24 protein-coding genes and 1 pseudogene are annotated in these 25,093 nt (G+C 35.9%); 14 read left to right on the top strand and 11 right to left on the bottom strand.

Annotated elements, in window-relative coordinates; all coding sequences use genetic code 11:
- Positions 1-9: 9 nt before the first annotated feature.
- The 5 genes from EKL95_RS01690 to EKL95_RS01670 all read right to left on the bottom strand — a co-directional run bounded on the left by EKL95_RS01690 (position 10) and on the right by EKL95_RS01670 (position 5,881).
- Positions 10-2,739 carry an outer membrane protein assembly factor gene (locus tag EKL95_RS01690; protein WP_126458546.1) on the bottom strand — a complete coding sequence of 910 codons (2,730 nt, stop codon included), beginning with the start codon at positions 2,737-2,739 and terminating at the stop codon, positions 10-12.
- Entirely contained in the window at positions 2,672-3,412 is a 741-nt protein-coding gene (locus EKL95_RS01685) for an isoprenyl transferase (protein ID WP_126458549.1), read from the bottom strand. Before EKL95_RS01685 ends, EKL95_RS01690 begins: the two co-directional genes overlap by 68 nt.
- A 4-nt stretch (positions 3,413-3,416) precedes the next feature.
- Positions 3,417-4,091 carry a DUF6089 family protein gene (locus EKL95_RS01680; RefSeq protein ID WP_126563397.1) on the bottom strand — a complete coding sequence of 225 codons (675 nt, stop codon included), beginning with the start codon at positions 4,089-4,091 and terminating at the stop codon, positions 3,417-3,419.
- 167 nt (positions 4,092-4,258) lie between these two features.
- The gene (locus EKL95_RS01675; RefSeq protein WP_126554809.1) at positions 4,259-5,143 is read right to left on the bottom strand and encodes an NAD kinase; all 885 of its coding nucleotides are present in this window, start codon (positions 5,141-5,143) and stop codon (positions 4,259-4,261) included.
- A gap of 78 nt (positions 5,144-5,221) precedes the next feature.
- Positions 5,222-5,881, bottom strand: a complete 660-nt coding sequence (locus EKL95_RS01670; protein WP_126454125.1) for a CBS domain-containing protein — start codon at positions 5,879-5,881, stop codon at positions 5,222-5,224.
- 113 nt (positions 5,882-5,994) lie between these two features.
- On the opposite strand from EKL95_RS01670, the gene EKL95_RS01665 reads away from it, so the two are divergent.
- From EKL95_RS01665 to EKL95_RS01600, 13 genes are all read left to right on the top strand, one after another.
- Complete coding sequence (locus tag EKL95_RS01665) at positions 5,995-6,708, top strand: pyridoxine 5'-phosphate synthase (protein ID WP_126563396.1); 714 nt, start codon at positions 5,995-5,997, stop codon at positions 6,706-6,708.
- A gap of 106 nt (positions 6,709-6,814) precedes the next feature.
- Positions 6,815-7,573 (top strand): alpha/beta fold hydrolase, encoded by a 759-nt coding sequence (locus EKL95_RS01660; protein ID WP_126562594.1) that lies wholly within the window; start codon positions 6,815-6,817, stop codon positions 7,571-7,573.
- Between the two features lie 54 nt (positions 7,574-7,627).
- Positions 7,628-7,972, top strand: coding sequence for a phage holin family protein (locus tag EKL95_RS01655; protein WP_126458568.1), 345 nt, complete (start codon positions 7,628-7,630; stop codon positions 7,970-7,972).
- An 86-nt stretch (positions 7,973-8,058) separates the two neighbouring features.
- A complete protein-coding gene (locus EKL95_RS01650; RefSeq protein ID WP_126563395.1) occupies positions 8,059-8,430 on the top strand; it encodes a hypothetical protein in 372 nt (123 codons plus the stop codon).
- 152 nt (positions 8,431-8,582) lie between these two features.
- Positions 8,583-9,458 carry a DUF3347 domain-containing protein gene (locus EKL95_RS01645; protein WP_126563394.1) on the top strand — a complete coding sequence of 292 codons (876 nt, stop codon included), beginning with the start codon at positions 8,583-8,585 and terminating at the stop codon, positions 9,456-9,458.
- 19 nt (positions 9,459-9,477) lie between these two features.
- Complete coding sequence (locus tag EKL95_RS01640) at positions 9,478-9,948, top strand: TlpA family protein disulfide reductase (RefSeq protein WP_126563393.1); 471 nt, start codon at positions 9,478-9,480, stop codon at positions 9,946-9,948.
- A 6-nt stretch (positions 9,949-9,954) separates the two neighbouring features.
- Positions 9,955-10,482, top strand: coding sequence for a heavy-metal-associated domain-containing protein (locus EKL95_RS01635; protein ID WP_126563392.1), 528 nt, complete (start codon positions 9,955-9,957; stop codon positions 10,480-10,482).
- Positions 10,451-11,293 (top strand): hypothetical protein, encoded by an 843-nt coding sequence (locus EKL95_RS01630; RefSeq protein ID WP_233579257.1) that lies wholly within the window; start codon positions 10,451-10,453, stop codon positions 11,291-11,293. The genes EKL95_RS01635 and EKL95_RS01630 overlap by 32 nt, the downstream gene beginning before the upstream one ends.
- A gap of 77 nt (positions 11,294-11,370) precedes the next feature.
- Positions 11,371-12,099, top strand: a complete 729-nt coding sequence (locus EKL95_RS01625; RefSeq protein WP_126563391.1) for a DUF3347 domain-containing protein — start codon at positions 11,371-11,373, stop codon at positions 12,097-12,099.
- A gap of 258 nt (positions 12,100-12,357) precedes the next feature.
- Positions 12,358-12,579 carry a hypothetical protein gene (locus tag EKL95_RS01615; RefSeq protein ID WP_126554825.1) on the top strand — a complete coding sequence of 74 codons (222 nt, stop codon included), beginning with the start codon at positions 12,358-12,360 and terminating at the stop codon, positions 12,577-12,579.
- 58 nt (positions 12,580-12,637) lie between these two features.
- Positions 12,638-15,172 carry a heavy metal translocating P-type ATPase gene (locus EKL95_RS01610; RefSeq protein WP_126563390.1) on the top strand — a complete coding sequence of 845 codons (2,535 nt, stop codon included), beginning with the start codon at positions 12,638-12,640 and terminating at the stop codon, positions 15,170-15,172.
- A 2-nt stretch (positions 15,173-15,174) separates the two neighbouring features.
- Complete coding sequence (locus EKL95_RS01605) at positions 15,175-17,481, top strand: multicopper oxidase domain-containing protein (RefSeq protein WP_126563389.1); 2,307 nt, start codon at positions 15,175-15,177, stop codon at positions 17,479-17,481.
- Positions 17,482-17,526: 45 nt separating this feature from the next.
- Positions 17,527-18,345 (top strand): MOSC domain-containing protein, encoded by an 819-nt coding sequence (locus EKL95_RS01600; RefSeq protein WP_126563388.1) that lies wholly within the window; start codon positions 17,527-17,529, stop codon positions 18,343-18,345.
- A gap of 482 nt (positions 18,346-18,827) precedes the next feature.
- On the opposite strand, the gene EKL95_RS01595 is transcribed toward EKL95_RS01600, so the two are convergent.
- From EKL95_RS01595 to EKL95_RS01575, 5 genes are all read right to left on the bottom strand, one after another.
- Positions 18,828-20,279 (bottom strand): flavin-containing monooxygenase, encoded by a 1,452-nt coding sequence (locus EKL95_RS01595; protein WP_126563387.1) that lies wholly within the window; start codon positions 20,277-20,279, stop codon positions 18,828-18,830.
- A gap of 554 nt (positions 20,280-20,833) precedes the next feature.
- The gene (locus EKL95_RS01590; RefSeq protein WP_126458604.1) at positions 20,834-21,373 is read right to left on the bottom strand and encodes a GNAT family N-acetyltransferase; all 540 of its coding nucleotides are present in this window, start codon (positions 21,371-21,373) and stop codon (positions 20,834-20,836) included.
- Between the two features lie 68 nt (positions 21,374-21,441).
- Positions 21,442-22,380: a hypothetical protein gene (locus tag EKL95_RS01585; RefSeq protein WP_126455665.1), complete on the bottom strand. Its 939-nt coding sequence runs from the start codon at positions 22,378-22,380 to the stop codon at positions 21,442-21,444.
- A gap of 204 nt (positions 22,381-22,584) precedes the next feature.
- Positions 22,585-22,932 (bottom strand): type II toxin-antitoxin system PemK/MazF family toxin, encoded by a 348-nt coding sequence (locus EKL95_RS01580; protein WP_126455663.1) that lies wholly within the window; start codon positions 22,930-22,932, stop codon positions 22,585-22,587.
- The gene (locus tag EKL95_RS01575; RefSeq protein WP_066082045.1) at positions 22,922-23,152 is read right to left on the bottom strand and encodes a hypothetical protein; all 231 of its coding nucleotides are present in this window, start codon (positions 23,150-23,152) and stop codon (positions 22,922-22,924) included. Before EKL95_RS01575 ends, EKL95_RS01580 begins: the two co-directional genes overlap by 11 nt.
- 269 nt (positions 23,153-23,421) lie before the next feature.
- Between EKL95_RS01575 and EKL95_RS01570 the strand changes: the two are divergent.
- A pseudogene (locus EKL95_RS01570) lies at positions 23,422-23,955 on the top strand (transposase); the annotation flags it as partial.
- 525 nt (positions 23,956-24,480) lie between these two features.
- Here the strand turns inward: EKL95_RS01570 and EKL95_RS01565 are convergent.
- The gene (locus EKL95_RS01565) at positions 24,481-24,687 is read right to left on the bottom strand and encodes a hypothetical protein (protein ID WP_126563386.1); all 207 of its coding nucleotides are present in this window, start codon (positions 24,685-24,687) and stop codon (positions 24,481-24,483) included.
- Positions 24,688-25,093: the final 406 nt, after the last annotated feature.

The following is a 25,093-nucleotide window of genomic DNA, read 5'->3' as shown; positions in this document are numbered from 1 at the left end:
ATCAATTTTTTAGAATTGTTGTCCAATAATAAAGTGAGTTTCCCATCCGTTTGGTTCTGCTTGTCCGGGCAGAGCGTCAAAACCATGGCCAAAATCAATTCCCAACAAACCAAATGCGGGCATGAATACACGCAATCCAACTCCTGCGGAACGATTTAAGGCAAAAGGGTTATAGCTCTTGAAATCACTAAATGACGAACCTGCTTCCATGAATGCCAAAGCATAAATTGATGCGGATGATTTTAATGTTATTGGATAGCGTAACTCCATTGAAAATTTGTTAAAAACCGTAGCTCCAATTTGATCTCCTGTGCTATTTACGGGTGTCAATGAATTATTAGGATACCCTCTTAACTGAATGGTTTCTCTACCATCCATAGAAAAGTTAGCCAGTCCGTCACCCCCAAGATAAAATCGTTCAAACGGAACTGAACCTCTGTCTTGATTGTATGCTCCAAGAAATCCAAATTCAGTCAACGTTCTAAGGACTAATTTTCCGTAAATCTTAGTATACCAGTCCGCTTTAAACTTTATTTTATAATATTCCAACCATTTAAATCGCTCTTGATCTACTTTACTAATGTTTGTTGCCGCCAGGTTAAAATCGGTCACTTTGTTTCCGTTGGTGTCAATATAATCTCCAATTTGAACAATATTCCCATTTCCATCAGGCACATTTTGTCGGTCTACAGTGTTTTTTAATTTGTATTCTTCTTTATCGCCTAGTGTGGCATAATCTATTCCATTCAACAATGAATAGGGTGGTGTAAATTTAGCGGTTAAACTAAATTCAGAACCGTACGTTGGAAATATAGGATTGAATCCTTTATTGGTATGCGTTAGTCCTATAGTATACGCTAAATTTCTGGAAGACCCGTTTCCAAAAGTAAATAATCCAGTGTTGTAATTATTTAAATCATAATGTTGGTAACTTACGGATTGAGATAAATACGTGTTATCATCCGGCACCGTTAATCTTTTTGACAAGCCAACGGACAATGTAATGATATTAAAACTCTTACTTTTATCGGCTCTTTGTGTTATAAAATTATTCAAAAATTGTTTGCTGTATGACAATGAGGTACTAAAAGATACGGGTTTTTTACCTCCAAACCAAGGCTCGGAAAACGAGACGCTATACGTTTGAAAAAAGGTGCTGGCCTGTAAACGTAACGATACTTTTTGACCATCTCCCATAGGAAGCGGTTTGTAGGCTTCTTTATTGAGTAAGTTTCTGGCTGAAAAGTTATTAAAAGAAAGTCCTAATGTTCCAATGAAACCACCACCACCGTAACCACCTTGAAGTTCGATTTGGCTGGATCCTTTCTCCACCAGATTGTATTCAATGTCTACAGTTCCTGCTCCTGAATCTACATTCTTGAATTTTGGATCGATGGCTTCCGGATCAAAAAATCCTAATTGGCCAATCTCTCTAATGGTTCGTACTAACTCTTCTTTGCTATATTTCTCTCCTGGTTTGGTTCTTAATTCCCGGTAAATTACACGGTCATTGGTCTTGTCATTTCCTACTACTGTAATTTTATTGAAGTATGCAATTGGTCCTTCAGTAACTCTGATTTCAAAGTCAATGGTATCATTTGCGGTTCTTACCTCTACAGCATTGATATTAGAAAATAAATAACCGCTGTTTTGGTATAAATTCGTGATGTCCTCTCCGTCAGGTTTTGATTTGTCTGCAATTCTTTTCTCCAGAAGTACTCCGTTGTAGGTTTCCCCTTTTTTGACACCTAAAATTCTGTTTAGATATTGATCCGGATAAACGGTATTTCCTAAAAATTTAATGTTTCCAAAAAAGTATTTATTTCCTTCCTCGACATTTATTTTAATCATTAAGGCTTTTTTGTCTTTGTCATAGGTAACAGAATCCGAAAGTATTCTGGCATCTCTATAGCCTTTCTCTTTGTAAGAAGCGATTACGTTTTCTAAATCCGATTTGTATTTTTCTTTTATAAATTTAGAGCCTTTTAAAACACGCAGGAAGTTTTTTTGTTTGGTATCCTTCATTGCTTTACGCAATACTTTATCGGATATTTTTGTGTTTCCTACAAAATCAATTTTTTGTATTTTTACTTTATTTCCTTTGTCTACATTGATAACCATGTTGACTTGGTTTATCGTAGCTGTGTCTTTGGCAGTATTTATGTTTACTTTGGTGTTGTAATACCCATCTTTTTTATACTTGTTCTCGATGTAGTTTTTTGTAGTGGTAATTAAATTTTCATTGACTACTTTCCCTTTGTTAAGGCTGTTGTCTTTAATTAAAGCTTCCGTTTTTGATTTTTTTACACCTACAAATTTTACACCACTCAATTTAGGTAATTCCACGATATTCAAATCAAGATAGATGCTGTCATTTTCTATTCTATTGATATAAAATGAAATTTCATCGAACAAGCCCAGTTTTCCTAGTTTTTTTATGGCGCTGCTTATTTGTTCACCAGGAATAGTTATCGATTGTCCTTTTTGCAGACCAGCAAAAGTAACTACAGTTTGAGTGTTGAAAGTGATATCGCCAACAACTGTTACATCTCCTAAGATGTATTTTTTTCCTTGATCAAAAGGAACTCTTTCTTGTGCTTTAACTTGTGTAAAACTTCCTAAAATTAAAACGGTGAGGGCTATTCTGATGCTTTTATTTAACACTAAATAATTATTTAATTTGTTCACTTGTTTTTCCAAATCTACGTTCTCTTTTTTGATAACTAATGATAGCCTCATATAAATCTTGTTCTTTAAAGTCTGGCCATAATACATCAGTAAAATATAATTCTGCATAGGCAATTTGCCATAACAAAAAGTTACTTATTCTATGCTCTCCACTAGTTCGTATTAATAAATCTACATCAGGTAAATTTTGCGTGTAAAGATGCTCATTAATAATGGAATCGTCAATAGTGTCTATTGAAATTATATTATTTTTAACTTTACTGCAAATGTTTTTTACAGCAGTGACAATTTCCTCCCTGGAACCGTAGCTTAACGCTAGGGTTAGTGTCATTTGCGTGTTGTCTTTTGTCTTACTAATAACGTCGAGGAGCTCTTTTTGTGCAGATTTTGGTAATTTTTCTAAATTACCAATAGCATTCAGTTTTATATTGTTTTCCTGTAAGGTTTTTAATTCCTTTTTTAAGGAGTTGATGAGTACCTTCATTAAGGTTTCTACTTCCAGTTTGGGCCTGTTCCAGTTTTCGGTAGAAAAAGCATAGAGTGTTAGAAAATCAATCCCTAGTTTAGCACTGGCTTCAATTATTTTTTTTACTGATTTTGTCCCGCTTTCATGACCTAAAGCTCGTAAGAGTCCTTTTTGTTTTGCCCAACGGCCATTACCATCCATTATGATAGCCAAATGGTTTGGTAGGTTCGTTGCATCTATAGTGTCTAGTAAATTCATTTTTTTATTCTGCACAATAACAGGGTTTGTTTCCAAAGGTATACGTTAGCGTAACTCCTGTGAAGACATACCAATCATTATTATTTATATTTCCAAAATTCCCATTATAACTTCCTTCTATATTATCGGTCAGCGTATACCGTGCTCCGGTTTCTAATCCCAATATTAAACTGGGAGATAGCGTTGACTTGATTCCTAAAATCATCGGGATCGCTATTGATTTTCTTCTTTCTGATCTGCCTTCTGCTGTTGTACCTGCTTGCGTGTCTGTCAATTTGTACCTGCTCAGGAAATAACTGATTCCTGAAAACACATAAGGTGTAATTTTAGTTCGAGAGTCGTGAAGATTAAAGTCAAAAAAGTTGAATTCAAGTCCTAAAGAGACTTCTTTTAGATTGTTTTCAAAACGATATCCTCTTTGGTTTCTTGCTGCTTCTTTTGAATCTGAATCATCTGAATTTATGTTTGACTGCATGTATGAAAATCGGTAAGCATGTCTTGGACTTTTATTCCATTTGTATAAAACCCCAAAAGCAGGTTCGTTTGGCGCAAGGTAAGTCGTAGGACCAACATCGCCTACAAAGTTACTTCCACCTGCAAAAACACCAATTTCGTGGATCTGAGCCTGGGTGTTCGTAAATGGGAGTAAGCAAAACAATAAATAGAAAATCTTGTTCATTCAATCAAAAATTGCGTGCAAATATAATAATAATCAATACGATTCAATACCCATTCAGTTAAATGTGTGTTTTTTTGATTAATTGACAAGTAAATTGCGCAAAGTGAGTATTTTATTTATTCAAACGAAAAAAAAACATAGAATCGTATATTATTTATTAAAATGATTTAGTTCCGCTTATCTTGTCCCCAAAGTAATTTGCTTCGAAGGGTTTTCAAAAAAGTTTCTTCGGGTATTTCTACCATATTGATTTGAAAGGGGGTTTTTTTTAAGGTTAGTATGGATTCGTTCTTTACCGAGGTAACTCTGGAGTCTAAGGACACTAAATAATTTTCCTCTCTTCCGGAAACTTTCAGTCTAATTTCTGTTTCATCCGGAACAACAAGAGGCCTGGCCGTTAGGTTGTGGGGAGCAATTGGGGTGATGACGATGCTTTTTACATCAGGTGTCAAGATTGGACCGCCACAACTCAAAGAATACCCCGTAGATCCTGTTGGTGTTGATATAATTAACCCATCGGCCCAATATGAATTTAAAAATTCGTTATTCAAGTACGTGTCTATCGTAATCATCGATGTAGTGTCTTTTCTACTGACCGTAATTTCATTCATGGCAAAATCCATTTTTTGGATGGATTCATTTGGTGGCGTGCAGGTTACGCTCAGTAATGTTCTTTTTGAGATGGTGTATTTTTTGTCAATGACAAATTGCATGAATGTTGCGATATTCTCTTTTTGGACGGTTGCAAGGAAACCTAGTCTTCCCGCATTTATTCCTAAAATAGGAACTCCGGAATCCCGCACTAAAGTGGCCGCTCTTAAAATAGTTCCGTCTCCTCCAATGCTGATGAGCATATCAAAACTAGAATCAAGTTCAGTGTGGGATGTGAAGGTTTTGTATTTTTTTTCTACAATTTTCCTTTCGTTGAGCATCAGCAAAAAATGAGACTCAATAATCATCTCTACATTATTTTTGTTAAAAAAAACAAAGATGTCGTTTATAATAGGTTCGGTACTGTTTTGATAATATTGGCCGTAGATCGCTACTTTCATCTTTTTGTGTAATCGTTTAATGTTGATATGTTTGTTTTAGTATTTAATCGATTAAACAAATAATCGGTTAAACGAGCACTATATATTAAGGTACTTGTCTAAATAATCAGAGCGTTCCTTCAAATTATTGATGTAATTGTCTTCTTGATGCTCGGATATAATTTCATAATCATATCTTCTGAAAGTCTGTATTATTTCATTGATAGCGCCTAACGTTATTTTTAAGGTAACTTCAACGCTCTCAACATCTAATTCGGAGACGAATACACCTAAAAGTTTGCCATTGTTGCTTTCGACTATTTGGGTAATTTGACTCATAGAATAATCTAAAGCGGCTTTCTTGACAACGATAACGCCGCCGGGTTCCTTTAAAAAAGGAGTTTCATGAAAAAACTTCATGATGTCTTCTATTTGATAATAACCCACGTAGGTGTTGTTTTCGTCTAAAACCGGAACTAAATTAGTCTGATTTTTTGCAAAAACTTCCAGCACATCAAGCCATATTGTATTAGTTCTTGTGAAAAACCCTTCCAGTGAATAGCGAAAATCAGATACTTTTTTAGTGCTGTCAAAAGTTTCTAGATCTTCGCGGGCAATACTGCCCAGATACACCCCTTCTTCGATTATTGGGAAATGTGAAAAGTGGACGTCATTGAAGAATTCTTGAACAACCGCAATAGTATCTTGGTTGTTAATCGCTTTAAAATCATTGGTTATATAGTCTGTAATTCCGATCATAAATAAGGCAAAAATATTTCATGCAAAATAATCAAAAATAAGCAAAAACTCCTAAGTTTTACTTTGTATTTTTGCTTCAAGAAATAGTACTGGTTTAATCAAAAAGGGTTCCAATGACAAAATTAAGTGTAAACATCAATAAAATAGCTACTTTACGTAATGCTCGTGGAGGAAATGTTCCTGATTTATTAAAAGTAGCTGCCGACATTCAAAAGTTCGGAGCGCAAGGAATTACCATACATCCCCGTCCGGATGAGCGCCACATTCGCTATCAGGATGCACGGGATTTAAAAACGACTGTTTTTACGGAATATAATATAGAAGGAAATCCAGAAAAAACCTTTATCGACCTTGTTCTGGAAATAAAACCGACTCAGGTAACTCTAGTTCCGGATGCTGTAGATGCCATAACATCTAATGCTGGTTGGGATACCATAAAACACGCTTCTTATTTGACTGAAATTGTTCAGGAGTTTCAACGGAACGGAATTAGAACGTCCATTTTTGTAGATCCTGTTCTCGAAATGATTGAAGGTGCAAAAAAAATTGGAACCGAAAGAATTGAATTGTATACCGAAGCATTCGCACACCAATACAGTTTAGGAAATCAAAACGGAATTGTGCCATACACACACGCTGCCATCCTAGCCAATGCGCTTGGATTAGGGATCAATGCAGGTCATGATTTGAGTTTGGATAACATTCAATTTTTTAAACAAAATATCCCGGGATTACTCGAAGTTTCTATTGGTCATGCACTGATTTCCGAAGCTATTTATCTGGGATTAGACAATGTGGTGAATATGTATTTGCAAAAATTAAAATAGTTTTTTTTAACCATTAAGAAATTATGATGGATTAAGTTTTAAGCTTAATAACTTTACTTTCTTAATGGTTTTTAATTTAAATCATAACGTTAAAATCTAAAATTATATGCTTTTTTCAAAAATAGAAGGATCAGGACAGCCACTTTTAATTCTTCACGGATTTCTGGGGATGTCTGATAACTGGAAAACACTCGGAACGCAATTCGCAACTGATTTTCAGGTTCATATTCTCGATTTACGCAACCACGGACGAAGCCTGCACTCAGAGAATTTTACCTACGAAATTATGGCGCAGGATGTTTACGAGTACTGTCAAGCTCATAAATTAGAAAATATCAATATTTTAGGACACTCGATGGGCGGGAAAATAGCCATGCTTCTGGCAACATTGCATCCTGAATTAGTTAATAAGTTAATTGTTGCGGACATAGGACCAAAATTTTATCCGCAGCATCATCAGGATATTTTGGCGGGATTGAATGCGGTTGATTTTTCAAAAAAACCAAGTCGAAGTGATGTCGAAGAAATCATGGAGAAGTTTGTTCCTGATTTTGGAACCAGACAATTCTTGATGAAGAATTTGTTTTGGCAAGAGCCCGGGCAACTTGCCTTTCGATTTAATTTGGCAGTTTTCAATACAAAAATGGATGAAATAGGAATTCCGTTGCCTAAGAATTCCGTTTTCGAGAAACCAGCCTTGTTCATTCGAGGCGGAAAATCAAATTATATTTTAGACAGCGATTTTGAAATTATAAAACAGCATTTCCCGGATTCAAATATTGAAACGATTCCTAATGTAGGGCATTGGCTTCATGCCGAAAATCCAGCTGAGTTCTATCAAAAAGTCACTTCTTTTTTAAAATAAAGGAGATGGTTTCTAATTTTCACTACATTTATTAAAATTTAAAAAGATAAACTTATGAATTTACTCATCAAAATTCTTATTACCTCTGGTTTAGTATTGCTTATTGCGAACTTTATGCCGGGTGTGCGTGTAGATGGATTCGCCACGGCTTTGATTGTGGCAATTGTTCTTGGATTACTTAATATATTTATCAAGCCAATATTAGTGATACTAACTTTGCCGGTAACGATACTAACTTTAGGTTTGTTTTTATTGGTTATTAATGCACTGATGATTTTGTTGTGTACAAAAATTGTGGACGGTTTTCGCGTAGATACGTTTTGGACTGCCTTGTTTTTTAGTATTATATTATCCGTATCGCAGTCTATAATGAATGGAATTCTAGGCGAGGGAAAATAATAGGCTATTTTTAACACGTATTTATGACGTAATGCATTTGAAATTAAGAATCAATCAATATCTTTGTACTTTATTTAAACGATACTATGGCTAAAAAGTTTTACATATTGTTATTAGTTACGTTTGGTTTCTTTATGACTCCAAGTGTAGCTATTGCGTGTGGAATAAAAGCAGAGAAATCGTGTTGCAAAAAAGAATTCTCTTCAAAAACGGAGCAAAAAGACTGTTGTAAGAAAGAAAAAAAATCAAATAAAGGCTCGCATGATGGTTGTAACGGTGCTTGCAAGAGTATTTCTTGTGGCAGTACAGCAATTCATTTGGGTTTAACATCCATATTTAATACGGAATTAAACAAGCAAATTTTTAGTTTTTCTACTGAAAAACAAAATTATTATTACTCGGAAATCTTTATCTCATCCCATTTCCGTTCTATTTGGCTTCCACCTAAAATAAGCTAAATTTCTTTTTTGACAGCCAAAAAACTGTCTTGTTCAAAGCAGTATATGCTTTAAAAACCAATAAACGTAGTCAATTACAATTCAAAAAACAGAGCAAAATAAGCTGTTGTTTTCAATGTTTTGCGACTAATTCACTTCAAAATAATATCAAAATGAATTCAATAAAAAAAATATTGATGGCAACTACTCTGTTGCTTTCAATCACAATCAGCCATGCGCAAATTAAAAATGCTACAACAGAAACGGTAAAAATATATGGCAACTGTGAGATGTGTAAAAGCACCATAGAAACTACAGGTAACCTGAAAAAAGCAGCGAAAGTCGAGTGGAATAAAGACACCAAAATGGCAACACTCACGTATGACTCGACTAAAACAAGTCAAGACGAAATCCTGAAACGCATTGCTTTAGCAGGGTATGACAGTGATAAGTTTCTTGCTCCAGATGCTGTTTATGACAAACTACATGGCTGTTGCCAATATGAAAGAGAAGCAAAAGTAGCCGTTTCTCCAGCAACGAAAATGGAAACCGTCACTACAGAAAATCATGCAGGCCACGCCAATCACTCAGATAATGCGGTTACAAAACAACAAGTAGATACTACATTAAAAGCTGTTTTTGATAGCTATTTTCTTTTAAAAGATGCTTTAGTGAAAACAGACGGAAACAGTACTTCCTTGAAAGCGAAGGATTTATTAACGGCAATCAATTCCGTGAAGATGGAAACACTAAAATCGGAAGAACATATTGTTTGGATGAAAGTTTTGAATGACTTAAAAGAACATTCTGAGCATATTGGTGATACAAAAGATATTTCTCATCAGAGAGATCATTTCATGGATTTATCAAAATCGATGTATGAATTGATAAAAGTGGCTAAATACGAGACTCCGGTTTATCTTCAGTTTTGTCCTATGGCAAATGGCGGTAAAGGAGCCAACTGGTTGAGCAAAGAAAATGACGTTAAGAATCCGTATTACGGTTCGCAAATGATGACTTGTGGAAAAACGGTAGAGACGCTTCAATAATTATTTAAAGGAAAATAAAATGAAAAAAATAATTCTGGTAGTAAGTGTAATAATCAGTTTTTCAACGGCTAATGCCCAGATGAAAATTGGAGATAATTTACCTGATTTTGAACTTAAAAATAATAAAGAGGCCACTGTAAGTTTGGCTTCTGTAAAAGGGAAAACCGTCTTAATTGACTTTTGGGCTTCTTGGTGCGCACCGTGTAGAATGGCCAATAAAAAGCTGGTGCCTTTTTACAATCAGTATAAAACAGAAAATTTCGAAATTATAGGAATATCCCTGGATACGGATCAAGCGAAATGGTTAAGTGCCATTCAAAAAGACAAATTAGAATATGAGCAGTTGATTGATCCCAAAGGGTTTGATGCGCCATCGGCTATAGTCTTTGGCGTAGAGCAGTTGCCTAGTGCCTATCTTTTTGATGCAACAGGGAAACTGGTTGCTGTAAATCCAACAGAAGAACAAATTTTAATGCAAATAAAAAAATAAAATAAGATGAAAAATATAAATATAAAATTCATTGGTATTGCTTGTTTGGTTTTGATGGCAAGCATGAAGTCCTATTCTCAAATTTCAAAAGCAGACATAATTGCAACGGGTTTAACGTGTTCCATGTGTTCGAATGCAATTAACAAACAGCTAAAGGCCATGACTGAAGTAGACAGCGTCAGTACAGATCTAAATACGAATACGTTTACCGTTTATTTGAAGGAAAATAATTCAATAAGTCCAAAAACTTTAAAAACGAGTGTCGAAAAAGCTGGTTTTTTTGTGGGCTCCATGGTGTTGACAATGGCTTTCGATAATTTGAAAATAGAAGACAACCTAGCATTGAAAAAGGGTGAACACACCTTTATATTTGTTGATGTGAAAGCAAAGACAATGAACGGGGAAACAAAGTTAAAAGTGGTTGATAAAGGTTTTGTTACTCAAAAAGAGTATAAAAAAACATTTAAAACATTGTCGAAATACCCTAGTTATCTGGTCGAAAATGAAAATAATTTTCACCTTAAAACAATTTAATATGAGTTATTTACGCTTTGCTGTCCTATTCCTGATATCGGCTCAAATGCAAGCCCAGGAATTATTTGTTGTTACGGACCCAGCCAGTAATATCCCTGCAAATTCATTGAGTGTAAGACTGTCACAATCCCTTTTTGAGGAGCAATTTAGTGAAGAGTACAACTATCATTTGATGCCGGAAGTAACCTATGGTTTGAATAAAAATTTGATGGTTAGGGCTACCGCATTTGTCAGTAATAGAAACAGTCAATTGGTTACAGAAGGAGGCGGTTTTTATGCTAAATACCGGTTTTTCTCGACAGATGATTTAAACAGTCATTTTCGTTTGGCTGCTTTTGGAAGGTATAGTTTTAATAACGCGGATATTCATCAGGATCAAATTGAAATAATGGGGCACAATACGGGTTTTGAGACCGGATTAGTAGCCACGAAACTGATAAAAAAAGTAGCAATTAGTTCGTCGGTAAGTTTTGAAAAGGCATTTGATAATAAACCAAATTATCCTTTTCCAAGTGAATTAGGCAATAACGCCACGAATTATACCTTGTCTTTTGGCAAACTGATGTATCCCAAAAAATACACCAGTTTTAAACAAACAAATATTAACCTGATGGTTGAATTTGTTGGGCAAACGATCAATGAAAATGGAAAATCGTATCTTGATGTGGTTCCGGCAATACAATTTATTTTCAATAGTCAAGCCCGTTTGGATTTGGCTTACCGGAGGGAAATTATGAGTTCTATGATGCGTACAGCACCCAATGGAATTTATTTAAATTTAGAATATAATTTTTTTAATATCATAAAATAAATAGATAAAGCTTAAATTTATAACAATGAATAATTGATTTTAAATAAAAGTAAATTTGTAATTATAAAAAAAACACAATGAAAAAAATAATGCTTTTGTCCTTAATAACGGTATTTATGACGGTTTCTTGTGACCAGAAAAACAAAGAAGCAGCAGCTACAAGTTCTGAAAAAACAGAAAAAGCTACGGAATTATATGCCTGTCCGATGCATCCGGAAGTTACTGGTGCATCCGGTGGAGAATGTTCAGAATGCGGGATGGAACTAACCGAGAAAGTGGTGCAAACAATCCCTACTGAAAAAGAGCTAACTCCTGTTGAAAACAGGGCAAAATCCGGTGCTGTGCTCAAAACGGAGAGTGCTGATAAAATGACTTTTCCAACCGATGCTATTGTATCTAATTATCTCAAAATTAAAAATGCATTAACCAAAGACGATTCAAAAGGAGCAGCCATCGCGGCAAAAGATTTGCATACTATATTGAATAGTTCCAGCGCAACTTCATTAGACACCAAATTAAAAAATAAATACAATGCTTTTGTGGCGGATGCCAAAGTAAATGTCAAACATATTGGGGATAATGCCGGTAAAATGGAGCATCAAAGAACGTATTTTTCGTTATTGAGCAAAGATGTTTTTGATTTGATAAAAGCCTTTGGAACCAAACAAACCGTATATCAGGATTACTGTCCCATGTATGGAGCAGGAAAAAACGGGTATTGGATCAGTGAAACCCAAGACGTGATTAATCCCTATTTTGGTGCGGAGATGCTAAATTGTGGCAGGAGAATAGGAACCGTTCAATAGCGATGAAATTCTATGTCAAAAATATGGTTTGTGGTCGCTGTATAATGGTTGTGAAATCCGAGCTCGAAAAACTTGGGATTTTTCCTGTTTCGGTGAAGTTAGGAGAAGTCGAATTAGTAGAAAATAACAGATTGCAAATTGATAGGTTGTAAAACTTATAAATCATTTCCAAAATTCTACAACAAGTTAAAATAGAAGGTTATGTACCTTTGTTTAGTAGCAATGAATGTTTAGCTAAATATTTTAATAATAGAAAAAATGAAAACATTAATTATCGTACTAAGCGTATTCTTAGCAGTGAATTCCATAGCATCAGCTCAAGAAGCGGTGAAATCTTCCCAAAAGGAAACCCATAAAGCAATGTATTCTTGTTCAATGCACCCGAAAGAAATGAGTGATAAATCTGTAAAATATCCAAAATGTGGGATGCAGATGACTCCAAAAGCAAGTGATACAAAAGAAGAGAATCATCAACATTAAAGTTTTTTTAAATCGGTTCTATACTTTTATAGAACCGATTTTTTTTAAATTCAACATTATGAAACATACTTATACAGTCACTGGAATGTCTTGCGACGGTTGCCGTTCCAAAGTAGAAAAAACATTGAATGTTATTGATGGAATTCAAGCGACAGTTACTTTGAATCCGCCAATAGCGACTATAACAATGGATCAACACATTTCCACAGTTCAATTACAAGAGGTTTTAACTGGCGCTGGAAACTACACCATAGAAATGAATACTAGTGTTGATTCTCATGGAATTACTGAAAAACCAATTGAGAAGTCATGTTGCAGTTCGAATAAACCACAAGAGAAATCAACCGTAATTTTACCCGCTACTGCGCAAGGCAAATACTATTGTCCGATGCATTGTGAGGGGGGAAAAGTCTATGATAAACCGGGAAGTTGCCCTGTGTGCGGAATGAATCTGGAAAAAGTTCCCGAATTGAGTGTTGCAAAAACAAGGTACACGTGTCCGATGCATCCCGAAGTAATCAAAGACGGTCCCGGTTCCTGTCCCATTTGCGGAATGGATTTAGTACCAATGGAACCCACCGCTTCTGAAGAAAACAAAGTGTACAATGACTTAGTCCGCAAAATGAAAATAGCGGTAGTTTTTACAGTTCCCATTTTTATTATTGCCATGTCAGATATGATTCCGAATAATCCAATAATGAAAATTATGGATTTAGAAAAGTGGAATTGGGTACAATTATTATTTTCACTTCCTGTCGTTTTTTATGCGTGTTGGATGTTTTTTGAGCGTGCATGGAAATCTATAGTTACTTGGAATCTCAATATGTTTACGTTGATTGGAATTGGTTCTGGAGTCGCTTTTCTGTTTAGTTTGGTTGGATTGTTTTTTCCCGCTATTTTCCCGGATGAATTTAAAACGGATAACGGAGCGGTTCATCTTTATTTTGAGGCTACAACGGTGATATTAACTTTGGTTTTATTGGGGCAATTACTCGAAGCTAGAGCGCACAGTAAAACCAGTGGAGCGATAAAAGAATTATTGAAGTTAGCGCCAACCGAAGCTGTTTTGGTTAGCAATGAAGGGGATAAAGTGATTTCGATTCATGATATCAAAAAAGGAGATTTATTGCGGGTAAAACCGGGAGATAAAATTCCGGTGGATGGAAAAATTACCGATGGAGAAAGTACTGTTGATGAATCGATGATAACAGGTGAACCCATTCCTGTAGATAAAAAAACAGGCGATAGTATTAGCTCCGGAACCATTAACGGCAATAAATCCTTTGTGATGATTGCTGAAAAGGTAGGTTCGGAAACGGTGCTTTCGCAAATTATACAAATGGTCAACACTGCCAGTAGGTCTAAAGCACCAATCCAGAAACTAGCGGACAGAATCGCTAAATATTTTGTACCAATTGTAGTTGGGGTTTCCATAATCACTTTTTTTGTTTGGGCACAATTTGGTCCTGAACCCGCAATGGTGTATGGATTTATCAATGCGATTGCAGTATTAATTATTGCTTGTCCGTGTGCCTTGGGATTGGCCACGCCCATGTCCGTAATGGTTGGTGTTGGTAAAGGAGCGCAATCTGGAGTTTTGATAAAAAATGCCGAAGCGTTAGAGAATATGAATAAAGTAAATGTGCTGATTACCGATAAAACAGGAACCATTACGGAAGGAAAGCCTTCTGTTGAAAAAGTATTCTCTTTAAATAATGAAGAAGATTCTTTGTTGCAAAGTATTGCTTCTTTAAATCAGTATAGCGAACATCCTTTGGCGCAAGCCGTAGTCAATTTTGCGAAAGCGAAAGCAGTTTCATTAATCGAAGTCAAGGATTTTGAAGCGATTTCCGGCAAAGGAGTTATTGGAACCGTAGTCGATAAAAAAGTGGCACTCGGAAATAAAAAATTGATGGAGCAGGTAAATGCCACGATTTCCGAAGAATTAGAAAATAAAATTATCGCCGAACAGAAACTCGGAAAAACGGTTTCTTATATTTCAATTGACGGAATTGCGGTGGGATTTGTCTCGATTACAGATGCCATCAAAGCCACAAGCATCACAGCTATAAAAGAACTGATGCGTCAGGGAGTTGAGGTAATCATGCTTACCGGTGATAATGAAAATACGGCAAAAGCAGTGGCTCAGGAGTTGCATTTGAGTTCGTATAAAGCGGGTTGTTTGCCTGAAGACAAGCTCAAAGAAATTAAACGATTGCAAGCCGAAGGGAAAATTGTAGCCATGGCAGGTGATGGAATCAACGATGCGCCGGCTTTGGCACAAGCCGACATAGGAATTGCCATGGGAACAGGAACAGATGTGGCTATCGAAAGTGCCAAAATAACGTTAGTGAAAGGCGATTTGCAAGGAATAGTCAAAGCCAAAAACTTAAGTCATGCGGTGATGCGAAATATTAAGCAAAATTTATTCTTTGCCTTTTTCTACAATGTGCTTGGAATTCCAATTGCAGCGGGTGTTTTGTATCCGTTTTTTGGCGTGTTGCTTTCGCCAATGATTGCGGCTTTGGCCATGAGTTTTAGCTCTGTTTCAGTAATTGCAAATGCGTTGCGATTGCGTAATTTAAAATTTTAATTATGAAAAAATACTCCATAATAATTATACTCTTGCTTTTTGCTTGGAATGCTGAAGCGCAAAAAATAGTTCGGTATGATTTATATGTTCGGGATACGATTGTCACTTTTGGCGATACACCCAAAAGAGCGATTGCCGTAAACGGACAGATTCCCATGCCGACACTCACGTTTACCGAAGGCGATATTGCCGAAATTTATGTACACAATGAATTAAATGAAGATACTTCGCTGCATTGGCACGGATTGTTTTTACCCAATAAAGAAGACGGCGTGCCTTATTTGACTCAAATGCCAATAAAACCGCATACCACCCATAAATATACGTTTCCAATTATTCAACACGGAACACATTGGTACCACAGTCATACGGGGTTGCAGGAACAAATTGGGATGTACGGTTCCTTTGTTATGAACAAACGAAATGAGGATCCAACTTTTAGAGCAGGAATTGATGATTTACCAACCGTTCCAATCATTTTGAGTGAATGGACGGATTTAAATCCAAAAAATGTCCATCGGATGCTGCACAATGCAACCGATTGGTTTGCAATTCAAAAAGGAACTACCCAGAGCTATGCCGAAGCCATAAAAGCAGGACATTTTAAGACAAAAATTACCAATGAATGGAAACGAATGAATGCGATGGATGTAAGCGATGTGTATTACAATAAGTTTTTGATCAACGGCAAAAATGAAAGTAAAATAGATGGCGTTTCTTCTCCCCTTTCCTTTGAAGAGGGGTCTGGGGTGAGGAAGTTCAAAGCGGGAGATAAAGTGAGGTTGCGGATTGCCAATGGTGGCGCTTCTACTTATTTTTGGCTGACGTATGCCGGTGGAAAAATTACCGTGGTGGCCAGTGATGGAAACGATGTGGAACCAGTTGAAGTCGACCGATTAATCGTAGCTGTTTCTGAAACGTATGATGTTGTTGTAACGATTCCAGCAGATAAAACGGCGTATGAATTTTTAGTTACTTCGGAGGATAGAACTAAATCAGCTTCGTTGTATTTAGGAGATGGAATCAAGCAACTGATGTCGCCTTTGCCAAAATTAAAATATTTTGAAGGAATGAAAATGATGAACGGCATGATGAAAATGAATGGCGATTTAGATGATATGGGAATGAAAATGTCACTGAACCAAATGGATATGAATGTAGTAATGTATCCTGAATTATCCTCCCCCAGCCCCTCCGAAGGAGGGGAGACTAAAAAAACCGATATGCTATTAGATGATGAACATGCAAACCATAATAAGTATGATTCTAATTCACTTTCTGATATTGTCACTTTGAATTATGCCATGCTGAAATCACCTACTAAAACAACGCTTCCAACTCCCCCTTCGGGGGCTGGGGGGACAAAAGAACTGCGGTTTGAATTATCAGGAAATATGAATCGCTACGTGTGGAGTCTGGACAATAAAGTGGTTTCTGAAGCCGATAAAATTTTAATTAAAAAAGGAGAGAATGTTCGAATTGTACTCTTCAATGGTTCCATGATGCGCCACCCGATGCATTTACACGGGCATGATTTTAGAGTCCTGAATGGTCAGAAAGAGTTCGCTCCCATGAAAAATATCATCGATATTATGCCGATGGAAACCGATACGATTGAGTTTAATGCGAATGTCAAAGGCGATTGGTTTTTTCATTGTCACATTCTCTATCACATGATGGCGGGAATGGGTCGCGTTTTTAGTTATGAAAATCAAGAGCCCAATCCTTTGATTCCAAATCCAAAATTAGCGCAACGCAAATTATTTGCCGATGACAGAACCTTCCATGTGATGGCTGAAAATGATTTTGCCACCAATGGGAACGATGGAATGCTGATGATTCAAAACACGCGTTGGAGTATTGGTACCGAATGGCGTTTGGGTTATACCGATCATCACGGGTATGAAACGGAAACGCATATTGGACGATATTTAGGGAAAATGCAGTGGCTAATGCCATTCATTGGTTTTGACTGGCGGTATCGAAAAATGGAAATGGGAGCAATGGAAGAGAATCTTTTTGGGCAAACCAATACCAAAGACAATCGCGCCGTTTTTAGTGCCGGAGTCGAATATACCATGCCAATGCTGATTAAAGCGCAAGCCGAAGTGTATACCGACGGGAATTTCAGGTTGCAATTTGAACGCATGGATATTCCGGTTTCTAAAAGATTGCGCATGAATTTAATGTGGAATACGGACAAAGAATACATGGCGGGATTGCGGTATATAGTCAAGAGAAATTTTGGAATTACCACGCATTATGACAGCGATATGGGAATGGGTTTTGGATTGAGTTTGAATTATTAAAAACGGAATACTTTGTTTTTGTAATTTTGGGAAAAATAGAGTGCTATGGTACAACTTTCAGAAATCTGGATTTATCCTGTAAAATCATTAGGTGGAATTAAATTGCAAAAAGCTCAAGTGACCGATCGTGGATTGGAACACGACCGCCGTTGGTTGTTGATTGATGAAAACGGAATGTTTCTGTCGCAAAGGGAACATCCGGAATTAGCTCTTTTTCTGCCTGAAATTATAGGGGATTTCCTGAAGATTACACATCGCGTGCAATTAGAAACAATACAACTTCCGCTGCAGCAATCTTTTTCGGAAGCCGAAACTAAAATTGATGTGATGGTCTGGGAGGACTCCATTCAGGCGTATGAAGTAGATTCAGTTGTTTCAGATTGGTTTTCTCGAATATTGGGATTTTCGGCTCGTTTGGTATACATGCCTGAGGAAAGTCACCGAAAAGTAGAGGCTAAATATGCCGTTACGCAAGCTGATATTAATTCTTTTTCGGATGGCTATCCTTTTTTGTTGATTGGTCAATCGTCATTGGATGATTTGAATTCCCGTTTAAAAAAAGCACTGCCGATGAATCGGTTTCGACCTAATTTTGTTGTTACAGGAGGTGACGCTTATGAAGAGGATTCTTGGAAAGAATTCACAATAGGTGAGCTGACTTTTTTTGGAGTGAAACCTTGCGGGAGATGCGTAATGACAACTGTAGACCAAGAAAAAGGAGTGACATCAGGAAAAGATCCTTTGCGGACTTTGGCAAAATACAGGACATCGGGAAATAATGTGTTGTTTGGACAAAACTTGATCGGTTCTGGAACTGGTCTTGTTACTGTTGGTGATGCTATTACCATTTTGATTTCTATTTAAAGGGCCTTTTCTTTTCGCGAATATGAGGTAATCCGTTGACTAAGTTTCCAGATTTTTTACTCAAATTTATTGCTTACTGAAATAGTATTAATAGTCGGGAGACGCTGCAGAGCAACCCGACTTTTAATACTATTCTTGTTCATCTCTTGTGTGTTACAACGTATGTACAAGCAATCAAATCAATCTTTTTTATGTTTTTGTTCCGTGTGATTTTGGTATCCGTTAATCGTATGGTCTCCCACATTCATTCCGTTTGACCTTTCAATCATCAATGCAGTAATAATAGCATGATTTTTCTTTTAGCCAAAGAATTGGGCGTTTAGATTGCACCAAACGTGTTTTAAATACTTTGACAATCTATTTAATTTGCATTATTGATATGTTGTTGAACGTTCTCAGGTTTTATTAGGATTTTGGAGCTCGAAGACCGTTTACTTCCGGATTATTAGTACCCAATTCTTTACTGTACTCTTGAACCTCCTTTATTTGAAAAACGTAAGTCGTTTGTCTTTAACGGCATCCAAGCGAAGCATTTTATAATCCAGCACATAATTTTGGTAAATACGCCAAGGTGCTTTGTTTCCCTGACTAGGAAGCGTATTCGCTGCTCTGTTAATGTAGCCGCTATTCAGGTTGAGTAGTGGAACCGGTTTTAAATTTGTCTCGACTACTTTTGACTGCACCGCTTTATAATGGTGTTTGTCCAAATAATTTAAAACCCGAGATATATATTCGCTGGTAAGGTCACTTTTCAACGTCCACGAAGCATTGGTATAGCCAACAAAAATAAAGAAGTTGGGGAGTTCGCTTAACATGAGGCCTTTATAGACAAAAGATTTAGAAACATCAAAAGGTTGCGAATCCAGTTGAATTTTTACGCCTCCAAACGCCACTAAATCAAGTCCAGTTGCGGTAATTATAATGTCGGCGGCCAGTGTCTTCCCCGATTTTAGTAAAATCCCATTTGCTGTAAAACAATCGATATGATCCGTAACTACCGCTGCGTTCCCTTTTCTGATGGCTCTAAAAAAATCTCCGTTTGGCGCAATGCAAAAACGTTGTTCCCATGGATTGTAATTGGGTATAAAATGAGGGTCCACGGGAAAGTTACCCAAAGCCTTTTCGGCCCCTTTTATAATGAATTTTTTCATTGCCTCTGGAAAGAACTTGCACAGATTAAAAAAGACAATAGCGTAAAAAATATTTTTATAACGAATCAGTCTATAAGCTACTTTTTTTGGGAACAGGCTTTTGAGGCGAGCAGCAATTTTGTCTTTATTGGGTAAAGCAGCAATATAGGTTGGCGATCGTTGCAGCATGACAACTTGTGCACCTTCGGCGGCAAGCTCCGGAAGGATGGTCACAGCAGTGGCGCCGCTGCCAATTATAACCACTTTTTTATTGGCAACATCTAATTTTTCAGGCCATTTTTGAGGATGGACAATTTTACCTTCAAAACGGGATTGATCTTTAAATTCAGGAGTGTACCCTTTGATATAATTATAATAGCCGCTACAGCTAAAGATAAACTGGCACCTATAAACTGTTTCTTCTTCCGTGACGGTATTTACGGTAGTGACCGTCCATGATTTTTTTTCTGTATCGAAGTTATAAGAAAGAGCGCGTTGATTGTAGATGATATGCTCTCGCACTTTATATTCGTCTGCGGCTTCATTGAGGTATTTTAATATAGAAGGTCCGTCGGCGAAAGACTTTTGATCCTCCCATGTTTTGAAGGAATACCCAAAAGTATACATATCCGAATCGGAACGGATTCCAGGGTATTGAAACAAACTCCAGGTACCTCCAAGTTCCGCTCTTGCCTCTAAAATAATATAGTTTTTGTCTGGATTTTTACGTGACAAATGACACGCGGCGCCAATACCGGATAAACCCGCTCCTATTATAATAATATCGATATGATTAGTATTCATGTTTTTATTTTAGAATTAAATGCTGTTGCAAAATACAAAATTGTAGCAATAAAAAAACACCATTACTTTTTCTTAAATAACGGTGTTTGTAATTGCTATGAAAACCTTTTGAAGTGAAAAAGAAGGTTTTTTTATTAGGATTAAACGACAGATTTATTTTTCAATAAACACGATGTAGCGTTGAGGTCATTCTTTTGTCCAACTAGTAATTTGGCTTTTAAAATTTCCAGGTCTATCAGATATGTCGTCACTAAGGTTAGCGCGGTTTTGTAAACCGTGGTCACCGGCGCATGCAGATAAAACAAGTCAGAAAAGCTATATCCTTAAAACGGCATAGCTTTTACATTTTAATGTCAGTTTTTTTATGGTTTTGTTAGCTTTATTTCTTCGGCTACCTACCGACTAAGTGTTATAATTACCAATTGGAATGGGCACGGTTTGCAAAACCGCGCTATTTGTTAAAGAGAAAACTGAGTGTATTTCCGAGCCATCTGGTGCTGGTATAAAATCTTAACTTAATGACATTGCGCTTGCGCTAGCGGGGATTTTTATTTTTAATCAGTACATAAAATGGCATATCCATAATTATCAGACCAACCTGATTTTAGAGGTAACAATTTTCTTGTATGCGCTTCCCTTGACATTCCAACTTTTTCTAAAACACTTATTGAGCCAATATTTCCGATCGCGCAACCTGCCTCAATTCTGTGAAGTTTTAATGTTTCAAAACCAAAAGCTATTATTTTTTTTAAACTTTCTGTAGCATAACCTTTATTCCAATAATTGGAATCAAATTTAAACCAAACTTCAGCATTTCTATACTTTTCTTTTCCTAAATTTATTCCAATTAATCCGATAAATTCTTTTTCTCCATTTAATTCGACCGCAAAAGAGAAATGCTTGTTATTCTCCAAATTATTGTTAAAAATCCAATTTTCGACAATAATTTTGGTTTCGTTAATATTATTTGGAATTCCTAATGTATTAAATTCATCAGTTTCAGCCAAACTATGTAATTTGTGAATGTTATCAATGTCACTTTCTGCGATTGTTCGCAAATTCAATCTTTCCGTATTAAAATTTAAGTTATTCATTTCAGGTTTTTATTCTAATTTTAAAATTTTGGGTGAAATCTTCAGTTTTTCTTAACTCCTCTGTTATATTATATTTCCTTGATAGCTTCATTTTCAGCTTTTTTTTGTTTTAAGAGTTTTTGTTGTTCGTCGTTTTTGTCATTATCCAACTTTCTTTTATGTTTGTATTCCGTTGAAATATACCTTATGTAGATAATGTTCTCAGTGTTTCTTATTACTTTCCTAAATCTAGAATTTGTGTTAATAAAACTTGATTGTTTTGTAGCAAATAAACCACCTAGCATCTTATCACCCTCATCACTTTTTCTATATTTAGCCATTTCAGGACTCTTATCTAAAGAATACTCTATACTTGGTTTGTGTATTTGACTTTGTTCAAGATGTTGTGAAATTATTATGTCGGCGGTAGAGGTTTTAACTGAAATTGAATCCTGCTGTAGAACGTACATTTCACTACTAATACCTTTATTTTCTTCGTCCTTTAAACCTGCTAGATTAGAACTATCTATAAAAGCATTTGGTAATCGTATTAACTTGTTATTTTCATCAAGATATGACATTGCGGGACTATATTTAGGATTGTCCTCCCAAACAGATTTTTCTTGGTAAGTTATTTTCTTTAGAGCAGGTAATTTGTATTTTTCTTGGAATAATTTGTATAGACATTCTGATGCCGATAATGTGATTTCGTATAATCTCCCGTCCGCAAAATAAGGATAGAACTCTGTTCCGCAATTTTCCACCTGATAATAGTACTTGTCTTGTTCGTTGATATGTGACAACTTCCCTTCAGACACCAAAAATTTATTTACTTCACGAAATTCACTAGTAGTCATTCCTCCCCAATATTGAAGGAAAAATTTTTTCTTCTGAGCAATGATTTCACGAAGTTTTAAACTATCTTGATTTACTTGTTTTACCTCTGTATGAACTTTTTTGTTATTCTGGCAGGATAAAATAAAGACTGCTAAAAATAGTAGTAACAGTGTATTAGTTGTTTTATTCATAGAATATTTTTCAAAGTTTTTCTCGCTTCTACTATAGCTTCTCTTTTAGGAGATTAAGCTATCATATAAAGTTCCGCCGCTTCTCGTCAGTTGCGAAGTTCGGAACTTTATATTTTCCATTAAAGATAAAATTTCTTGCGAAACGTATAAGTGAATTTACCACAAAATTCGCAATCTTGCCAAATGGCTGTTGTGCGATCGTGCTTATTCTAGGTCCATGATAATCGCAATATTTTCTTTTATTTTTTCAATTAAATCGGTTGGCAATTTTCCAACTTTTTTAAATAATCTTTTGTTGTCGATTGCTCGAATTTGATCAATCATTATGTCGCAATCTTCATGTAAATTTGCCATTCCCTTTTTAATATGAACTCTTAAAATATCAGAATCATCTTCAACGTTTGTAGTTATTGGACAAACGATTGTTGAGGGATGCGATACTTTATTCAGCAAATTTGTTTGAACAATTAGAACAGGCCTAGATTTACCTGCCTCAGTTCCTATTTGTGGATTCAAGTCAGCAATCCAAATTTCGTATTGATTAATCTGCATAGTCAATTTTTTCAAATTCTTTTAAAATGTTCATTGAATCTTTTTTGACTAATTCGGATTCGGCTTTAAGTCTTTTTTCTAAAATTTGTCTTTTCTGTACTTTATTATAATATTCAATTGCTTCGTTGATATATCTATTTCTAGGAATACTGATTCTTGAAAGAATTTTTTCGGTTTCTCCGAAAATTGAATCATCTATTTTAAGTGATACTGTTTTCATATGTTTTAATTTGATATCACAAAGGTATATCTTTTTTAGACATGAAGTTGTTTAGTACGATTTTTTTTTTCGCATGTCGCACAACGTCAGTTCGTCTAAAACCCTCTAAACGAACTGTATTTGGTTAAACAGTGAGTAAATATATGTTATTTAAACTACAATTAAAACTCGTTCTGGCAAAACTCGCTTTATGATTATTAAAATAAAACAGTCCGTAAAAAGGGTTAAATATTGCTCTTAGTATCCCAAAATATAAATCCATTTGCACAGAATACGAACAAATCCGGAAAGAATTGTGGCGCAAGCCTTGGGTTGTATTTGCTAAGAAGCCTTTTGGAAGTCCAAAGTCTGTGGTGGAATATTTGGGCAGATACACCCATAAAATTGCCATTAGCAACCATCGAATCAAGAACATTGACAATGAAAACGTGACTTTTACTTATAAGGATTACCGAGTAGCGGGTGTGAAAAAACAAATGACACTCACGCATCATGAATTTATCAGGCGTTTTGCGTTGCATATTTTGCCCAAACGTTTTACTTCGTCAGTTCGCCCTTTGGGCTCGGGTGTTAAGATCCGACATTAGGGTTTTTTGAGCAGCACTTGGAAGCGACAAAAGCTCAAGCTTTTACAAGAAAAGCTCAAAGTGAAAGTCTTGGAAAAAGTAGAAAAGAAGCCCTTTATGCCTAAATGTCCGTGTTGTAAAACAGGAAATTTACACCGAATAGCAGTCTTTGACCAGCGTGGTCCACCTGCTTGGTATCTTGGCGGTAGCCAAAACACCATTCCTTGTAAAAGCTAAATTATGGGTAAGGGAACTTGTGTTCAAAAGTGAAGGAAAACACGAAAAAAACCAAACTAAAACCACGCTACAAAAAAAGAGGCTCGCTTGCCTCTTGTAATTCTCTCTAAAAACTTTACGACAACTCCATAGTATTAACGGACGTACAATCGGTTCCGTTCAACCCGGGTTTCATTGTTCGTGCTGCGCACGCAACGAATCCCTAGCTGTTATGCGTTCGGCAGTATATTTATTCCAATTGTTCATTTAAGTTTTCGATTTATTTTTATCTCAAACGAATATTCTATGTTCGATTTCGAAATAGATTTTGCAAGTATTTTTCATTTAAGAAAATAATCTAATAACTCCCATTATGATTAAAATCCAACTTAATAATCCAAGTATAAGTCTTGTCATCGGGTTTATCATAAACCTAGATGCGTTTTCAAAATAGTCATCAGAATCAGGACTAGATTTTGCTAAAGCCATTTGTATAATTATTCCAATTATTATTAAAATTAATCCCATAGTTGTTTTTTTAGTTATTTATTTTTTTCTGATTAAACCTCCTACAACAAAACCAATAGCACCAAAAATAATCCAACCATTTGATGCGCCACCACTTCCTGCTAGTCCTATGCTTGAACCAACTATAACTCCTATTATTCCCCCAATTAGAGCACCAATATTAAATCCAATTTTCATCGAATACCAAATTAATCCTCCAATAACTATGATAATTAAAAACGTCATATTTTTCTTGTTTTAAATAAGTTTCCTTTTTCTGTGCGTTCCAACCTGCTGACGCATAACTAGTATATACCCGCTACAAACTAGCGCTTATACACCCAAATATGGGTAGATTGGCGAAGGTTTGTTTCGTTTTACCTGTTTTCAAATATATAAATAAATTATTATAAATTATCAAAGTAACTTATATTGTTGAAGACCACGACCCGACCTATCAGATATAGTGTCACTAAGGATAGCGCGGTTTTGCAAACCGTGCCCGCCAACGAATGCAGATAAAACAAGTCAGAAAAGCTATATCCTTAAAGCGGGATAGCTTTTTTACGTTTTAATGTCAGTTTTTTTTATGGTTTTGTTAGCTTTATTTCTTCGGCTACCTACCGACTAAGTGTTATAATTACCAATTGGA

It is taken from the genome of Flavobacterium sp. LB2P53, assembly GCF_003970305.1.
Classification (GTDB): domain Bacteria; phylum Bacteroidota; class Bacteroidia; order Flavobacteriales; family Flavobacteriaceae; genus Flavobacterium.
Note: the sequence above shows the minus strand (reverse complement) of the source record. Positions and strands in the feature narration are given on the sequence as shown.

Bases quoted from the DNA above. Each gene is read 5' to 3' on its own strand.
- EKL95_RS01595 (WP_126563387.1), bottom strand. From the start codon at position 20,279: ATGAATACTAATCATATCGATATTATTATAATAGGAGCGGGTTTATCC.
- EKL95_RS01600 (WP_126563388.1), top strand. From the start codon at position 17,527: ATGGTACAACTTTCAGAAATCTGGATTTATCCTGTAAAATCATTAGGT.
- EKL95_RS01685 (WP_126458549.1), bottom strand. From the start codon at position 3,412: ATGAATTTACTAGACACTATAGATGCAACGAACCTACCAAACCATTTG.
- EKL95_RS01605 (WP_126563389.1), top strand. From the start codon at position 15,175: ATGAAAAAATACTCCATAATAATTATACTCTTGCTTTTTGCTTGGAAT.
- EKL95_RS01645 (WP_126563394.1), top strand. From the start codon at position 8,583: ATGAATTCAATAAAAAAAATATTGATGGCAACTACTCTGTTGCTTTCA.
- EKL95_RS01565 (WP_126563386.1), bottom strand. From the start codon at position 24,687: ATGACGTTTTTAATTATCATAGTTATTGGAGGATTAATTTGGTATTCG.
- EKL95_RS01635 (WP_126563392.1), top strand. From the start codon at position 9,955: ATGAAAAATATAAATATAAAATTCATTGGTATTGCTTGTTTGGTTTTG.
- EKL95_RS01615 (WP_126554825.1), top strand. From the start codon at position 12,358: ATGAAAACATTAATTATCGTACTAAGCGTATTCTTAGCAGTGAATTCC.
- EKL95_RS01675 (WP_126554809.1), bottom strand. From the start codon at position 5,143: ATGAAAGTAGCGATCTACGGCCAATATTATCAAAACAGTACCGAACCT.
- EKL95_RS01680 (WP_126563397.1), bottom strand. From the start codon at position 4,091: ATGAACAAGATTTTCTATTTATTGTTTTGCTTACTCCCATTTACGAAC.
- EKL95_RS01655 (WP_126458568.1), top strand. From the start codon at position 7,628: ATGAATTTACTCATCAAAATTCTTATTACCTCTGGTTTAGTATTGCTT.
- EKL95_RS01585 (WP_126455665.1), bottom strand. From the start codon at position 22,380: ATGAATAAAACAACTAATACACTGTTACTACTATTTTTAGCAGTCTTT.
- EKL95_RS01625 (WP_126563391.1), top strand. From the start codon at position 11,371: ATGAAAAAAATAATGCTTTTGTCCTTAATAACGGTATTTATGACGGTT.
- EKL95_RS01610 (WP_126563390.1), top strand. From the start codon at position 12,638: ATGAAACATACTTATACAGTCACTGGAATGTCTTGCGACGGTTGCCGT.
- EKL95_RS01670 (WP_126454125.1), bottom strand. From the start codon at position 5,881: ATGATCGGAATTACAGACTATATAACCAATGATTTTAAAGCGATTAAC.
- EKL95_RS01580 (WP_126455663.1), bottom strand. From the start codon at position 22,932: ATGCAGATTAATCAATACGAAATTTGGATTGCTGACTTGAATCCACAA.
- EKL95_RS01660 (WP_126562594.1), top strand. From the start codon at position 6,815: ATGCTTTTTTCAAAAATAGAAGGATCAGGACAGCCACTTTTAATTCTT.
- EKL95_RS01630 (WP_233579257.1), top strand. From the start codon at position 10,451: ATGAAAATAATTTTCACCTTAAAACAATTTAATATGAGTTATTTACGC.
- EKL95_RS01640 (WP_126563393.1), top strand. From the start codon at position 9,478: ATGAAAAAAATAATTCTGGTAGTAAGTGTAATAATCAGTTTTTCAACG.
- EKL95_RS01665 (WP_126563396.1), top strand. From the start codon at position 5,995: ATGACAAAATTAAGTGTAAACATCAATAAAATAGCTACTTTACGTAAT.
- EKL95_RS01690 (WP_126458546.1), bottom strand. From the start codon at position 2,739: ATGAGGCTATCATTAGTTATCAAAAAAGAGAACGTAGATTTGGAAAAA.
- EKL95_RS01590 (WP_126458604.1), bottom strand. From the start codon at position 21,373: ATGAATAACTTAAATTTTAATACGGAAAGATTGAATTTGCGAACAATC.
- EKL95_RS01575 (WP_066082045.1), bottom strand. From the start codon at position 23,152: ATGAAAACAGTATCACTTAAAATAGATGATTCAATTTTCGGAGAAACC.
- EKL95_RS01650 (WP_126563395.1), top strand. From the start codon at position 8,059: ATGGCTAAAAAGTTTTACATATTGTTATTAGTTACGTTTGGTTTCTTT.